The 15,022-nt window shown below is 70.7% G+C and carries 14 protein-coding genes and 1 pseudogene; 10 read left to right on the top strand and 5 right to left on the bottom strand.

Annotated features, from left to right (window positions below):
* Positions 1 to 171: 171 nt before the first annotated feature.
* The gene (locus O7605_RS24245) at positions 172 to 1,014 is read left to right on the top strand and encodes a transposase family protein (RefSeq protein ID WP_269738927.1); all 843 of its coding nucleotides are present in this window, start codon (positions 172 to 174) and stop codon (positions 1,012 to 1,014) included.
* A gap of 190 nt (positions 1,015 to 1,204) precedes the next feature.
* Positions 1,205 to 4,000 carry a DEAD/DEAH box helicase gene (locus tag O7605_RS24250; protein WP_269741287.1) on the top strand — a complete coding sequence of 932 codons (2,796 nt, stop codon included), beginning with the start codon at positions 1,205 to 1,207 and terminating at the stop codon, positions 3,998 to 4,000.
* 546 nt (positions 4,001 to 4,546) lie between these two features.
* Here the strand turns inward: O7605_RS24250 and O7605_RS24255 are convergent.
* Entirely contained in the window at positions 4,547 to 5,047 is a 501-nt protein-coding gene (locus O7605_RS24255; RefSeq protein WP_269741288.1) for a hypothetical protein, read from the bottom strand.
* A 213-nt stretch (positions 5,048 to 5,260) separates the two neighbouring features.
* Positions 5,261 to 6,433 (bottom strand): MFS transporter, encoded by a 1,173-nt coding sequence (locus O7605_RS24260; protein ID WP_269741289.1) that lies wholly within the window; start codon positions 6,431 to 6,433, stop codon positions 5,261 to 5,263.
* A gap of 42 nt (positions 6,434 to 6,475) precedes the next feature.
* On the opposite strand from O7605_RS24260, the gene O7605_RS24265 reads away from it, so the two are divergent.
* On the top strand, positions 6,476 to 6,931 hold the full coding sequence (locus tag O7605_RS24265; protein WP_269741290.1) for a MerR family transcriptional regulator: 456 nt from the start codon (positions 6,476 to 6,478) through the stop codon (positions 6,929 to 6,931).
* 99 nt (positions 6,932 to 7,030) lie between these two features.
* On the opposite strand, the gene O7605_RS32220 is transcribed toward O7605_RS24265, so the two are convergent.
* The 3 genes and pseudogenes from O7605_RS32220 to O7605_RS24275 all read right to left on the bottom strand — a co-directional run bounded on the left by O7605_RS32220 (position 7,031) and on the right by O7605_RS24275 (position 8,666).
* The gene (locus tag O7605_RS32220) at positions 7,031 to 7,249 is read right to left on the bottom strand and encodes an SDR family oxidoreductase (protein ID WP_443084005.1); all 219 of its coding nucleotides are present in this window, start codon (positions 7,247 to 7,249) and stop codon (positions 7,031 to 7,033) included.
* A 38-nt stretch (positions 7,250 to 7,287) separates the two neighbouring features.
* Positions 7,288 to 7,821, bottom strand: a pseudogene (locus tag O7605_RS32225) (SDR family NAD(P)-dependent oxidoreductase); the annotation flags it as partial.
* Positions 7,818 to 8,666 carry a fumarylacetoacetate hydrolase family protein gene (locus O7605_RS24275; protein ID WP_269741292.1) on the bottom strand — a complete coding sequence of 283 codons (849 nt, stop codon included), beginning with the start codon at positions 8,664 to 8,666 and terminating at the stop codon, positions 7,818 to 7,820. The pseudogene O7605_RS32225 and the gene O7605_RS24275, both read right to left, overlap by 4 nt.
* A gap of 233 nt (positions 8,667 to 8,899) precedes the next feature.
* Here O7605_RS24275 and O7605_RS24280 point away from each other — a divergent pair, with 233 nt between their 5' ends.
* From O7605_RS24280 to O7605_RS24310, 7 genes are all read left to right on the top strand, one after another.
* Positions 8,900 to 9,364, top strand: coding sequence for a universal stress protein (locus O7605_RS24280; RefSeq protein WP_269741293.1), 465 nt, complete (start codon positions 8,900 to 8,902; stop codon positions 9,362 to 9,364).
* A gap of 43 nt (positions 9,365 to 9,407) precedes the next feature.
* Positions 9,408 to 10,028, top strand: a complete 621-nt coding sequence (locus tag O7605_RS24285) for a M23 family metallopeptidase (RefSeq protein ID WP_269741294.1) — start codon at positions 9,408 to 9,410, stop codon at positions 10,026 to 10,028.
* 38 nt (positions 10,029 to 10,066) lie between these two features.
* Positions 10,067 to 10,528, top strand: coding sequence for a hypothetical protein (locus O7605_RS24290; protein WP_269741295.1), 462 nt, complete (start codon positions 10,067 to 10,069; stop codon positions 10,526 to 10,528).
* Between the two features lie 121 nt (positions 10,529 to 10,649).
* The gene (locus O7605_RS24295) at positions 10,650 to 12,185 is read left to right on the top strand and encodes an ABC transporter substrate-binding protein (RefSeq protein WP_269741296.1); all 1,536 of its coding nucleotides are present in this window, start codon (positions 10,650 to 10,652) and stop codon (positions 12,183 to 12,185) included.
* 18 nt (positions 12,186 to 12,203) lie between these two features.
* The gene (locus O7605_RS24300; RefSeq protein ID WP_164447131.1) at positions 12,204 to 13,148 is read left to right on the top strand and encodes an ABC transporter permease; all 945 of its coding nucleotides are present in this window, start codon (positions 12,204 to 12,206) and stop codon (positions 13,146 to 13,148) included.
* The gene (locus tag O7605_RS24305; RefSeq protein ID WP_269741297.1) at positions 13,145 to 14,035 is read left to right on the top strand and encodes an ABC transporter permease; all 891 of its coding nucleotides are present in this window, start codon (positions 13,145 to 13,147) and stop codon (positions 14,033 to 14,035) included. The genes O7605_RS24300 and O7605_RS24305 overlap by 4 nt, the downstream gene beginning before the upstream one ends.
* Entirely contained in the window at positions 14,032 to 15,015 is a 984-nt protein-coding gene (locus O7605_RS24310) for an ABC transporter ATP-binding protein (RefSeq protein ID WP_269741298.1), read from the top strand. The genes O7605_RS24305 and O7605_RS24310 overlap by 4 nt, the downstream gene beginning before the upstream one ends.
* Positions 15,016 to 15,022: the final 7 nt, after the last annotated feature.

Below are 15,022 nucleotides of genomic sequence, written 5' to 3' on the forward strand. Positions count from 1 at the left end.
GTCTCATCCTGTTTGTGCTGGTGGGCGAGTCTTGACATGGGCATGGCAGGTGTTTGGTTGCAGGTCAGGGGCCGGATGATCTTTGTGGTGATCGTCTGACTCGGATTCCGCGGGAAGTCTGCGGCGTGGCGACCCGGGACATGAAGGAACCCTCGGCGAGGGTTGCTGGTCGTGACACACATCAATCCGCCCACCGAGGGCCACGAATTGGTCTACCAAGTCCGCCTGCCCGTGTCCAGTGACACTGTCGCGCTGGTGACCGAGGCGATACGCACCTACCGGCGGCAGGTGAAGTCCCGCTGGCGCAAACTATCCGACCTGCAGACCACCACGATCGTCCTGGCGGTACTGCGCCACGACCAGCGTCCCGCCGACCTCGCCGCCGCCCACGGGGTGTCCCACCACAGCGTCCGCCGCTGGGTCAGACAAGTCATCACCACCGTGGCGCGGATGGCGCCACGTCTGGACCGTGTCCTGGCGGCCGCCGCCCGCACCTACCACGAACAGCCACTCCTGCTCGACGGCACCTGCGTGCCCGTGCACGCACCCGCCGACAAGGCCAAAGAACGACGCCACTGGTGCCTGAAACACAAAGTCCACCACCTACGCGTGATGACCCTGACCGACCAACACGGCCGACTCCTCTGGCTCTCCGCGGCCACCCCCGCACGACTCCACGAAGCCACCCACGCCAAACGCCTGCACCTGCCCGCCCGCCTGCGCCACCATCACCTCGCGATCATCTGCGACCGCATCCACACCCGCCTCGACGACCAACCCACCACCAACCCCACCGTCCTCGTCGGCCGCCGCGCCTGCCGCAACCACAAACTCACCCCCGCCGAGAAAACCGCCAACACCCTGCTCGCCCGCGAACGCGTCGCCAACGAACACGCCCACGCCCACCTCAAGAACTGGCGCATCCTCACCCGACTACGCCACGGCTGGCACCACCACGCCACCACCCTGCTCCGCGCCCTACTCGTCCTCACCAACACCGAAATCAACCGCTGACCCAGACAAACGATCACCACAAAGATCAACTAACCCATGGCCTGCGACCAAACACCTCACACCACCACGTCAAGCCCCCACCACCAGCACAAACAGGATGAGACAAGCTCGGGGAAGTTGTCCGCTTACGGGCGCCCGAGGCGTCCCTGGCGAGGGACGTGGCGTGCGGGCGGGCGGCATGGTCCGGTGGGTGGCGGGGTACCGGGCCGGGGTGCGGATGGACAAGGCCGAGCGTGCGGAACTCCGTCGGCTCGTGGCGGACTTCAGGCGGTGGGGTCGACTCGCCCAGGACGTGCGGCACTGGCACCGGGCCGTCCAGCAGGCGGCCACGGCCGCCGAAGGGGGACTGCGGGACCGCAGCGTCGTGGTCGAGCGCTCCGGCCAGGCCGCGTGGCGGGTGCTCGCGTTGCGGGCGAACGACCGTGACGTCGTCCGGCGCCTGAAGGAACGGGCCACGCTGCCCGCGACCACGGCCACCGACGACGCGCTGCTGCGCCTGCTCATCGATGACGCCCCTCGCGCCGTCGCCGATCTCGCGCCCATGCTCGACGTGCGCCGGTACCTCGTGGGGCCGGCCAGGAAGCAGGCAGCGGGCACCGCCGCGATGTTCCTACGTGACCGGCACGCGGAGGTCACCGCCGCTGGCAGCCCCGAGCGCCTGGGGCACCTCGGCGTCCCCAGCGCACCCTCCGACCCGGTCCGGGACAGCGTCCGCGACCTGCTCGATCCGTCCCTCCGCTTCGCGCTGCTCGCCGAGCGAACCGGTGGGACGCCCGAGCTGGTCGAACGGACGGGGCGGAAGCGCGGGTCCGCCGGGCGGGCCGCACCCCAGCGGGAGCCGGCGGGATGGACCGACCCGGAACCGGAGCTGGTGGACCGGTCGGTCTTCGCGGGCCTGCCGGCGGCACTGGCCGCCATCGACACGGTCGTGGCCGGCGAAGCCCCGTACCGGTCGGCGGCCCGCGAAGCGGGCGAGCAGGTCAGACACCACGAGGTGCACCGAATCCTGCGGGATATGCCGGTGGAGACGTTGCGAACCGTCAGCCGGGACCGGTTCCGCCTCGGGCCGTTGACCGACACCGGAATCACCACCGTGCAGGACGTGCTGCACCGCGGCGCGTCACTTCAGGCGCTTCCGGGGGTCGGGGAGACCACCGCCCGTCGCCTGCTCGGCGCAGCCCGCACCCTCTGGCAGACCACGTACGACGACACACCGGGCCGCATCGACGTCGAGCACCGCCACCCGGAGACCACCCACCTGTTGCGGTGCCTCGCCGAGTGGGACACGCACCGGCGCACCCACGGCGCGGCAGCCGACCTCGAACGCGCCGCCGAGCTTGCGCCGCTGGGCGGCACCATCGACCGCAGGACCAGCCACCTGCTGGTGGTGCCGACCCGAGGGCTCGCCGCCAGCGGTCTCCGCGACAGCATCGAGATCGTCAAACGGCGAGCCGAGCTGCTCGGCAGGTCGACCACGCCCGGTCGGCGGAACCTGCGTGCCGACCCGTGGGACGACTTCCTCAGCCGTCCCGCCGACTACTTCGCGATGCTCGCCGAGCTGGGATTCGCCAGCGGCGACGAGAACGCGGCGCACGGCGACCTCCCGGACGAGATCATCCAGGCGGTACGCGACCAGGCGCTCGACGGCGCGCACCTGACCACCTCCCTGCGCGGTTACCAGAGCTTCGCGGCGCGCTTCGCCCTCGTCCAACGCAAGGTCGTCATCGGTGACGAGATGGGCCTCGGTAAGACCGTCGAGGCGATCGCCGTGCTGGCGCACCTGCGCAGCAGGGGCGGCACCCGTTTCCTGGTGGTGTGCCCCGCCGCCGTGGTGACCAACTGGGTCCGGGAGATCAACGGCAAGTCGACGCTACGTCCACACCGGGTGCACGGCCCGGGGCGCGACACCGCCGCCCGCGCCTGGCGGCGGGACGGCGGCGTGGCGGTCACCACCTACGAGACCCTCGCCTGGTGGGGGCCGCAGTTGCGGGAGTCGCCCGACCTGGCGTGTGTCGTGGTCGACGAGGCCCACTACGTCAAGAACCCGCAGGCACAGCGGTCGATCAGGACGAAGGAACTCGTCGCGCGCGCCGACCGGGCCATCCTGCTCACCGGTACCCCGCTGGAGAACAAGGTCGACGAGTTCCGCAACCTGGCCTCCTACGTCCGCCCCGACCTCACCGTCGACACCACCGACCTGTCACCCGCGCGGTTCCGGCGGCAGATCGCCCCGGCGTACCTGCGCCGCAACCAGGTCGACGTGCTCGACGAACTGCCCGAACTCATCGAGGTCGAGGAGTGGCTGCCGATGTCCTCGGCGGACACCACGCGTTACCGCGAGGCGGTGGAGCGGGGCAACTTCATGCGGATGCGCCAGGCGGCCATGCTTGCGGCCGCCGAGTCCACCAAGGTGCAGCGCCTGGTCGAGATCGTCCGGGAGGCGACCGAGAACGAACGCCGGGTCATCGTCTTCTCCCACTTCCGCGAGGTCCTCGACCTGGTCGCCCGTACCCTTCCCGGCCCGGTCTTCGGTCCGCTGACCGGCTCGGTGCCCGCCAACCACCGGCAGCGGATGGTGGACGAGTTCTCCGCCGCCCGGCACGGCGCCGTCCTGGTGGCCCAGATCGTGGCCGGTGGCGTCGGGCTCAACATCCAGTCCGCCTCCGTCGTCGTCCTCTGTGAACCGCAGCTGAAACCCACCACCGAGGCGCAGGCCATCGCCCGGGCACACCGGATGGGGCAGGTCCAGTCGGTGCAGGTGCACCGGCTGCTCTCCGAGGAGGGCGTCGACCAGCGGATCACCGAACTGCTGGCGGGCAAGCGCCGCATCTTCGACGACTTCGCCCGGGTCAGCGACACGGCCGACGCGAGCCCGGAAGCAGTGGACCTGTCCGAGGCTGAACTGGTCCGCGAGGTGGTGGCCGCCGAACGCCAACGCCTCCTCGCCCCCGCACCCAACGTCCCGTCCCAGCACGCGCCTTCTTAACCCGTTACCGAAGGATCTGTGGCAGTAAAAGCGTCAGCCGCTCGGCGTGTCGACTACCGCGACCGCCACGGATCCGAAGTGTCACCGTCCCCGGTCCAGCGGGTCTGCCTGAGGGTGGTGAGGAGGTTGCGGGCGGCGGTGGCCACGGCGCAGTCGGGGACGCGGCAGATCGGGCAGCGGCCGTCGGAAGCCTGCTCGTGGTCACGGAGCGTCCAGCGGGCGGTCAGGGTGAGGGTTGGTCGAAGGGCATCCCGGGAAAGGCGTATACGTAGCCGAGCCGGAGCGCGAATCCGAGTAACGCCAGTCTCCGCCTGGTCGGCAACGTCTCTGTTCTGAGGGGTTGGCACAAAATCCTGAACATTTTCCGTTAGCGCAGAACAGAAGGTTTCCAAGATCTCATTCCCCTGGCGTTACACAACGGCCGCGTGTGAATCGAGACTGCAAGAACCTCAGCGGGCCGGTCTTTTCCTTCGACCGCGATAGCTACACCGAACTTCCTGACCTGGTTGAACTACGGTAAGCGATGCGTGACGGCGTCGAGGTAGGTCAGTCGACTCGGAGTGAACGGGCGATCGCTTCGGCGACCGCCGGGTTGCTGGACACCGCGACTAGGACCACGTCCCGGTCGGGGACCACCACCACCTGCCGCGTCCGGCCATCCGGCAGCACGTCGCCGCCCCGCAGGACGGAATGGCCGAATGCTTCGCTCGCCCCGGTGGCGAGCTGGGCCACCGGGTCGAGATCGAGATTCGCGCGCTTGATCTCGGCGTAGTCGACGCGAGGTATCGGCAACACGGCACAGCCCGCGATCAGGTCGACGTCCACGATGTACGTGTCCCGCATTGGCGTACCGCACCTGGTGGCATTGCGCGGCCACTCCGCCGGCACCGAGATCCGTACCCCCTCGCTGGCCACCTCCTGCTGGGGAGTTGGACCGAGATCACGTACGGCCGCCGTCACCACCGTGCCGAGGGCGAGAACCGCTCCGATCGCGGCGGCGGCGACCGCCATCCGTAAGCCCTTGCGGCTCCTCAGGTCGAGGTTCATTCATGCCCTTCGCCAGTTGTCCGTCTCTCATGCGAAACCCAGAATCGGCCCGAACCAATCTATCCGTAGGTTCGAGACCAGGGGAGTGCTGTCTTCTGGCTACGGCCCCGTCGCGATTCGTTCGCGCTCTCAGCTCGACAGCGCCGGCACCAGAGACATGGCTCCGGACGTCGCTGGCCGCGAATGTCGCTGCGGAAGCACCGCTGCGACACCTCACCCTTGAACCAACGCCTCGGGCGAAGGCCCGGGCGACGACGTGACCCGGGTGAGGCGGGTGGCGACGATGGTGGCGGCCAGGACGCAGCCGGCGACGACCGGGCCGATCCAGGCCGGGCCGAGGCCGACCGCGAGCACCGACCCGCCGAGCGCGGCACCGAGCGCGCCGGCGGCACCGGCGACGGAGATGTTGACGGCGGCGACCAGGCCGGTGGTGGCCGCGTCGACCTGACCCATCAGCCAGGTCTGGACCAGCGGCACGACCAGGAACGCCGCCGCGCCCAGCAGCGCCAGCCCGGTCAGCGCCAGCGGGGCGACCGGCAACAGCAGCGGCTGCGCCAGCAGGATCGCCGCCAACGCGCCGACGGCGAGGGGCAGCCGCCGGGTGATCTTCTCGGGACGCACCCGGCCGGCGAGCAGGTTGCCGGCGATGGTGCCGAGGCCGTAGCCGACCAGTCCGACGCTGACCCAGCCGGGGCTCAGGCCGGTGACGGTGCGCAACATCGGCGCGACGTAGGTGAAGGCGGCCACGAAGCCGGTGAGCGCCAGCAGGGTGACGCCGAGTCCGGCGTAGATGCCGGGGCGCAGCAGCGCACCGACGCTGTCGCGGACGCCGGCCGGTGGCGGGGTGGGGATGCGGGGGCAGAAGACGAGCACACCGAGCAGCCCCAGCGCGGCCATGCCGGCCACGGCCACGAAGGTGACCGGCCAGCCGTACGCCTCACCGATCAAGCTGCCCAGCGGCAGGCCGAGCACGGTGGCCAGGGCGAATCCGCCGAACAGCCGGGCCACCGCGACGGTCTGCCGCTCCGGTGGCACCGAGGCCATCGCCACCTGGGAGGCCACCGCCATGAACAGCGCCTGCGCCAGCGCCGAGCCCAACCGGGCCGACAGCAGCAACGCGTACGAGCTGGCCATGGCGCTGGCCACCGCGGACACCGTGGCCAGCGCCATGGTGCCGGCGAGCAGTTCCCGGCGTGGCAGCCGACGGGTCAGCACGGTGGCGACCGGGCCGCCCACGGTGACCACGATCATGTACGCGGTGACCAGTTGACCGGCGGCGGCCACGGAGACGTCCAGGTCGGTGGCGACCTGGGGGAGCAGGCCGACGAGCACGAACTCGGCGGTGGCCACGGCGAAGGAGCAGACGAAGAGTACGTAGATGATCACAGAGAGGACGCTAAAGCCTCACACCAACGTTAGAGTCAAGCGATGCGGATCGGTGAGTTGAGCGCGCGGACGGGTGCGTCGGTGCGGATGCTGCGCTACTACGAGGAGCAGGGCCTGCTGACGCCGGTGCGCACCGAGTCGGGCTACCGGATCTACCAGGAGTCCGACGTCGACCGGGTGGCCCGCATCCGGTGCATGCTGTCGGCCGCGCTGCCGTCCGGAGTGGTCGGACAGGCACTGCGGTTCCTCCTGGACGGCCGCGCGGCGATCCCCGACGAGCCGGCCGACCGGGCCCGCCTGGCCGACACCCTTCAGGGCGAACTGGACCAGTTGACCGCGAAGATCGAGTCGTTGGAGTCCAGTCGAGACCTGCTCGCCGCCATCGTCGCCGACGTACGCGGTGACGTGGTGGGGCCGGGCCATCCCGGTGACCCGGGCGGCGCGGTGGCCCGCCGGTCGGTCCGCAAGGCGGGCCCGGCGGTCGGTCTCGCCCGCTGAGCCGCTGCTCAGGGCTGGCTCGCCGGCGTCGTGGGAAGCCGTAGACAGTGCCGCTCAGTCCCGCTCGCCGTCGGCGTGGCGAGCCGCGGACCGGGCAGCTCAGGCCTTGCTCGGCGGCGTCGGCAGGCGTAAGCCGTGCATGCCGCCGTCGACGGCCAGCACGCTGCCGGTGGTCGATCCGGACAGCGGACTGGCCAGGTAGGCGACGGCCGCGGCGACCTCCCGCGGGGTGGTGAGGCGGCCGGTGGCTGGCGGGCCCGCAACGCGGCCAGCTCCGCCGCCGGATCGTCGGCGGCGTCGAGCAGCCGCCGTACCCACGGGGTGTCGGCGGTGCCCGGGTTGACGCAGTTCACCCGGATGCCGGCGGAGACGTGGTCGGCGGCCATCGCCAGGGTGAGCGCCTGCACCGCACCCTTGCTGGCGCTGTAGAGGGCCCGCTGCGGCAGCCCGAGCCAGGCGGCGATGGAGCCGATGTTGACGATCGCGGCGTGCGCGGAGGCACGCAGGTACGGCAGCGCGGCCCGGCTCACCCGGACGATGCCGACCACGTTGACGTCGAACACCCGGTGCCAATCGTCGTCGCTGTCGGCCTCGATGGTGCCGACCGCACCGATGGCGGCGTTGTTGACCAGGATGTCGAGGCCGCCGAACGCGTAATGGGCGGTGGTGATCGCGGCCCGCACGGACGCGTCGTCGGCCACGTCGGCGGCCAGACCGAGCAACGGCTCGGGTACCTGCCGCGGGTTCAGGTCCAGGCAGGCCACCCGGGCGCCACGCTCGGCGAGCAGGGTGGCCGTGGCCAGGCCGATGCCGGAGGCACCACCGGTGACCACCGCCGCCAACCCGGCGAACTCGCCCGCGCCGGCCGATCCCTGCCCGTCGCCGGTCACGCCTGGGCCAGAGTCTGACGTTGCCGGCCGAGGCCGTCGATCTCCAACTCGACCACGTCCCCGGCGACCAGGTACGGCTTGGGTTCCGGCTGCCCGAGGGCGACGCCGGCCGGGGTACCGGTGTTGATCACGTCGCCGGGATGGAGCACCATGAACTGGCTCAGGTAGCGGACGATCTCGGCCACCGGGAAGACCATGTCCTTCGTCGTGCCGTCCTGCCGCAGCACACCGTTGACCCAGAGCCGTAGCCGCAGGTCCTGCGGATCGGTGACCTCGTCGGCGGTCACCAGCCACGGGCCGAGCGGGTTGAACGTCTCGCAGGACTTGCCCTTGTCCCACTGGCCGCCCCGGTCGAGCTGGAACTCCCGTTCCGAGACGTCGTGCGAGATGGTGTATCCGGCGACGCAGTCCATCGCCGCCTCGGCCGACGGCAGGTAGCGCGCCTTGCGGCCGATGACGACGGCGAGTTCGACCTCCCAGTCCGTCCTGGTGCTGCCGCGGGGCACCAGCACCGGGTCGTCGGGACCGACCACCGTGTCCGGCGCCTTGAGGAAGACCACCGGCTCGGCGGGCAGGGCCGCTCCGGTCTCCGCCGCGTGGTCGCGGTAGTTCAGCCCGATGCAGACGATCTTGCCTGGGCGCAGCGGGGGACCGATCCGCAGGTCGGTGGGGTCCATCGGAGACAGATCGTGCGGGGCGATGCCGGCCAGGCGGGCCAGGCCGTCGGTGCCCAGGAACGCGGGGTCCAGATCGTCGGTCACGCCGCTGAGGTCACGCAGTTGCCCGGCCTCGTCGAGCAGTGCCGGTGTTTCCCGCCCCGGCGGGCCCACTCGCAGCAGCTTCATCCGTCGCCCCCAGACACCGCGTCAGCTAGTAGTCGGCAAAACATGTGATGTCTACCAGGTGATCGCGACGCGTCACAAGGCCGCATGATCGACAAGCATCGACCGCCGACGCCGAGCGGCCACAGGTCCCGTCCAGCACCGGGCCGTCCGACCCGTTTGGAAGGGACTCCGGCCGCTGGTCCGTACCATCCGCGCACGCTGCACTGGAAGCAGGACGGAGAGGAGTGAGGACGATGTCGTACCTGATCGTTGTCGGCGTCGATGGTTCGGACGGTGGGCGGCGTGCCCTGCGGTGGGCGGTCGGTGAGGCGGCCGAGCGCAACGGCACCGTGCAGGCGGTCACCGCCTGGCGGTGGGACGGCCTGGACGGTGGTGCCATGGTCGCACCGAACCCGATCGAGGAGGAGGAGCGGGCCACCGCCCTGCTGGCCCGGGAGATCGGCGAGGTCACCCGGGGCACGGCCGCGGCACCGGTCTCGGCCGAGGTCGTCGAGGGTCGGCCGGCCGACGTGCTGACCGCCGCCGCCCGTGGCGCCGACCTGCTGGTGCTGGGCAGTCACGGGCACGGCCGGCTGCGGCACACCGTGCTCGGCTCGGTCAGCGAGGAGTGCGTACGCAAGGCGACCTGCCCGGTGGTGGTGATCCCGGTGCCGGTGCCGGCACCGAGCGGTCCGGCCATGCCGGCGGTGCCGGCCTGAGGGCGACCGACGGGGGTTGCCGGTCTCTGACATGCTCTGGGCCGTGACGACCGGCCACCCCCGTTCCCACCGCCGCGCCCGCCGGACCCGGTTCGGGCTCCTGTTCAGCCTCGTGGTCGTGATCGCCCTGGCCGTGGCGGCCGTGATCGTGCTGCGTCCGCCGGGCCCTCGCCCGCTGTTCCAGATGCCGGTCGGCTGCGGGGAGACCTGGCAGGTCGGCACCTATCCGGGGCACGGCGACTACGACGTGGACTTCTTCCCGCTCTCCGGCGACCCGTGGGGGCAACCGGTGCTCGCCTCCTACGAGGGCACCGTCACCGTGGCCGGGATCAACGGGTCGCTGGGTGGTCGTACCCCGGACAATCCGGACGGCCCTCGGGGTCGTGGCGGTGGCTACTGGGTGAAGATCGACCACGGCGGGCGGTGGGAGACCCAGTACCTGCACCTGCTGGAGCCGCCCCTGGTGCAGGTCGGCCAGCGCGTCGTCCAGGGCCAGCAGATCGGCCGGATCGGCAGCACCGGCAACTCCGGCGCCCCGCACCTGCACTACGAGCAGCGGCGCGGCTGGCAGAAGGTGGAGACCTACTTCGACGGTGCCCCGTCGGGCATCACCGACGACGACGCCGAGTACACGCTCCGGCTGACCAGCAACAACTGTCCCTAGCGCGGGTGCTGTCGTACCCAGCTGATGGGGTACGGCGCATGGGTGTTCTGTATGACTACTTCCGGGCGGCGGACGACGCCGCCGCGATCGGGCTGATGGCGGAGCTCGACGGCGGTCCGGTCGCCGTGTCAGGGGGCCGCCCCGGGGTCGACGCGATCGACCTCAAGGGCATCGAGCCGGCAGTGACCCTCGGCAAGCTCGTCGGCTTCGTGCGCGGGCTGGCCTGGTCCACCGACCTGATCGAGCAACGGCTGATCTGGAGCGGTGGCGACGAAGGGCCATGGTTGATCGCCCTCGACGACGCCACCAGGGACACCCTGGCCTCGATCACCGCCGCCCAGTCACCCGAGCTGTCGGCGCGGTGGGGGCAGATCGAGGAGCTGGCCTGGGGTGAGCCGCTGCCGCCAGGGGAACTGCTGCCGGTGATCGAGGAGATCAGCGCCCTCGCCCGCCGTGCCCAGGCCGCCGGTGACCACCTCTACTGCTGGTGCTGCCTCTGACCGCCCGGGTCACAGCTTGACTTCGAACCTGTCCGCCCGCCGGTCCGAGCCCTGCCGGCCGGCGGGTTTGCGGTTAGCGTGGGGCGAGATCGACTGCCGGGAAGAATCCAGGGGGAGGACCATGTCCAGGACCAGATTCAGGTTGGCCGGCGCGACGATCGCCCTGCTGCTCGCCGCCGTGGCGGGATGCAGTGGGGGCGAGGGCGTCGACGTCGACGGCAACGACACGGCGGGCGCCGGCGGCGTGCTCAACGCCGCGATCGGCGGCGAGCCCGACCAGCTCGACCCGCACAAGACCTCCGCCTACTACAGCTTCCAGGTGCTGGAGAACGTCTTCGACACGCTCGTCGAGCCGGACGCGAACCTGGAGATGAAGCCTGCCCTGGCCACCGAGTGGACCACCAGCGAGGATCAGCTGACCTGGACGTTCACCCTCCGCGAAGGCGTCAAGTTCTCCGACGGTACGCCGCTGACCGCCGAGGACGTCGTCTACTCCTACAACCGGATCATCGACGAGAAGCTGAACAACGCGTACAAGTTCGGCACCGTGAAATCGATCGAGGCCACCGACCCGAAGACCGTGGTGGTGACCCTCAACGCACCCACCCCGAACCTGCTGGCCAACCTCGGCGGCTTCAAGGGCGTGGCGATCGTCCAGAAGGCGAACGTGGAATCCGGTGAGATCACCACCAAGCCGGTCGGCAGTGGCCCGTTCGCGGTGGAGAACTACAGCTCCGGCGACAGCATCCGGCTGGTCCGCAACGACAACTACTGGGGCGAGAAGCCGAAACTGGACGGCGTCCGGTTCACCTTCGTCAGCGACCCCACCGTCGCCCTGCAGAACCTGCGCGGCGGCGAGGTGCACTGGACCGACAACCTGCCACCGCAGCAGGTGCCGGCGTTGCTCGACGGGGACGACCCGACAGTGCAGTCGGTGCCCTCGACCGACTACTGGTACCTCGCGCTCAACCAGGCACGCAAGCCGTACGACGACGTCAACGTCCGTCGGGCCATCGCCTTCGCGCTCGACCGCGAGGCGATCACCAAGGCCGCCAAGTTCGGGCTGGCCACGGTCAACCAGACGGCGATCCCGCAGAACAGCGCCTTCTACTACGAGTACGCGCCGTACTCGCACGACGTCAACCAGGCCAAGCAACTGCTCGACCAGGCCGGGGTGAGTGGGCTGACCATGGACCTCATGGTCACCAGCGAGTACCCGGAGACGGTCACCGCGGCCCAGGTCATCGCCTCGCAGTTGGAGGCCGTCGGGATCACTGTGGAGATTCGCACGCTGGACTTCGCGCAGTGGCTCGACGAGCAGGGCGCCGGGAAGTTCGACTCGTTCATGCTCGGCTGGTTGGGCAACATCGACCCGGACGAGTTCTACTACGCCCAGCACCACAGCGACGGCACGTTCAACTTCCACGAGTACGCCAACCCGAACGTGGACCGGCTGCTCGACCAGGCCCGGACGGAGACCGACCAGGCCGCCCGCAAGCAGCAGTACGAGCAGGTGGCCAAGCAGATCGTGGACGACGCCAGCTACATCTACCTCTACAACCCCGACGTCGCCCAGGGCTGGTCCAAGCAGGTCAGCGGCTACGAGGTACGCACGGACCGGGCGATCCGGTTCCGCGACGTGGCCCTCGCCCGGTGACCCGGCGGGGAACCTCAGGTGGCCCGCTTCGTCATCCGTCGGCTGTTGCAGTCGGCCGTCGTGCTGCTCGGCGTGACCCTCGTGGTGTTCCTGCTGCTCCAACTGGTGCCGGGTGACCCGGTCCGGGTCGCCCTCGGCACCCGCTTCGACCCGCAGACGTACGAGGCGCTGCGGGCCCGGGCGGGGCTGGACCAGCCGCTCGTGGTGCAGTATTTCGACTACCTGCGGCGGGCGCTGACCGGCGACCTCGGGGTCAGCTTCCGCAGTGGACGGCCGGTCACCGCGATCGTGCTGGAGCGACTGCCGGCGACCCTGTCGCTGGCGGTCACCGCGGTGGTGTTCGCCATGGCGATCGCCTTCCCGCTGGGGATCGTCTCGGCGATCCGCAGCGGCTCGCTCGTCGACCACGCGGCCCGGGTGTTCAGCCAGTTCGGTGTCTCGGTGCCGGACTTCTGGATGGGCATCATGGGCATCCTGCTCTTCTCCGGGGTGCTCGGGTGGCTGCCGCCGTCGGGGTACGTCGCGCTCACCGAGGATCCGGGGCGCTGGGCGTCCCACGTGGCGCTGCCCGCCGCCACGGTCGGCCTGGTCACCGCCTCGATCCTCACCCGGTTCATCCGCTCGTCGATGCTGGAGGTGCTCTCCGAGGACTACGTGCGCACCGCCGAGGCGAAGGGTCTGCGTACCCGGGTGGTGGTGTTGCGGCACGTGCTGCGCAACGCTCTCATCCCGGTGGTGACCGTGGTGGCGGTGCAGTTGGCCAGCCTGCTCGGCGGGGTGATCGTGATCGAGGTGCTGTTCGCCTGGCCCGGCATCGGGCGGCTCACCTACGACGCCGTCGCGGCCCGTGACTATCCGGTCCTGCAAGGCGCGGTGTTGCTGGTGGCGGCGTTGTTCCTCCTGGTCAACCTGTTGGTCGACATCCTCTATGCCCGTCTCGACCCGAGGATCACGGTCAAATGAGCGAGCGGACGGTCAACCGCGAGGGGCAGTTGCGCCGGGCGCTCGCCGCGCTGCGGCGCGATCCGCTGGCCCTGACCGGCAGCCTGGTGCTGGTGGTGCTGGTCGTGGTGGGGGTCGGCGGCTCCTGGCTAGCGCCGTCGGGGATCAACGACGTGAACGTCGACCAGATGCTCCAGCCGCCGAGCTGGGCACACCCGTTCGGCACCGACGAGCTGGGTCGCGACGTGCTCAGCCGGGTCATGGTCGCCGCCCGGGTGTCGTTGCAGGTCGGCCTGGTCAGCGTCGGCATCGCGCTGGTGGTGGGGGTGACCCTCGGGCTGTTCGCCGGTTACTACCGCGGCTGGCTCGACAACGTGCTGATGCGCTGCATGGACGTGCTGTTCGCGTTCCCGGTGCTGCTGCTGGCGGTGGCGATCGTGGCGGTACTCGGTCCGGGACTGGGCACCGCGATGGTGGCGATCGGGGTGGTCTACACGCCGATCTTCGCCCGGGTCACCCGGGCCGGTGTGCTCTCGGTGCGGGAGCAGGTCTTCGTCCGGGCCGCGGTCTCGGTCGGCGCCTCCGACCTGCGGATCATGCGGCGGCACGTGCTGCCGAACATCGCGGCGCCGCTGATCGTGCAGACGTCGCTCTCCCTGGCCTTCGCGATCCTGTCCGAGGCGGCGCTGTCCTTCCTCGGCCTCGGCGTCCAGCCACCCGACCCGGCCTGGGGCCGGATGCTGTTCGACGGACGCGGGTTCGTCACCGACGCCTGGTGGCTGGGCTTCTTCCCCGGTGCGGCGATCTTCCTCACCGTTCTGGCGTTCAACCTGGTCGGCGACGCGCTGCGGGACGTGCTGGATCCCCGCCAGCTCACCGTCAGCGAAGCCCGGAGGAGCACCGCATGAAGCCGGTACTGGCCGTCGAGGACCTCACCGTCACCATCGGCACCCGGCGTGGGCCGGCGCACGCCGTCGCCGGGGTCGACTGGGCGGTGCGGCCGGGGGAGACCCTGGCGCTGGTCGGCGAGTCCGGCAGCGGCAAGAGCATGAGCGTGCTCGCCGCCACCGGGCTGGCACCCCGCACCGCGCGGGTGACCGGGCGGGTGCACCTGCTCGGCACGGAGCTGACCGGGCTTGGTGAGGACCGCCGTCGTCGACTGCGGGGGCGGCACATCGGGTTCGTCTTCCAGGATCCGATGACCTCGCTCAACCCGGTGCTCACCGTCGGCCGGCAGGTCACCGAGGCCGCCGAGGAGCATCTCGGACTGACCCGGCGGGCCGCCCGGTCCCGTGCCGTGGAACTGCTGGAGATGGTCGGCATCCCGTCGGCGGGGCAGCGGGTGGACGCGTACCCGCACCAGTTCTCCGGCGGCATGCGCCAGCGCGTGGTGATCGCCATGGCGTTGGCCTGCGAGCCGGACCTGCTGATCGCCGACGAGCCGACCACGGCCCTGGACGTCACCACCCAGGCCCAGATCGTCGAGCTGGTCGCCGACCTGCAACGGCGGCTCGGCACCGCGGTCGTCTGGATCACCCACGACCTGGGTGTGGTCGCCGGCATCGCCGACAGCGTGGCGGTCATGTACGCCGGCCGGATCCTCGAACAGGGGCCGGTCGACGCCGTGTTCGGCACGCCGTCGCACCCGTACACCGAGGCTCTGCTGGCCGCCCGTCCGGACCCGGCGGCCGGCGGCGCGGAACTGGTCACCATCGCCGGTGCGCCGCCCAGCCCGTTGGATCTGCCGGCGGGCTGCGCGTTCTGGCCCCGCTGCCCGGTGCGGGGTGACGCCCGCTGCGAGCACGAGCTGCCGCCGCTGGTGCCGGTTTCGGCCGGGCACCAGGTCCGCACCTTCTATCCGCAGCCGAGCGACGGGGAGCGCCAGTGAGCGAGCG

The organism is Verrucosispora sp. WMMA2121 (assembly GCF_027460185.1).
GTDB classification, from domain to species: Bacteria; Actinomycetota; Actinomycetes; order Mycobacteriales; family Micromonosporaceae; genus Micromonospora; species Micromonospora palythoicola.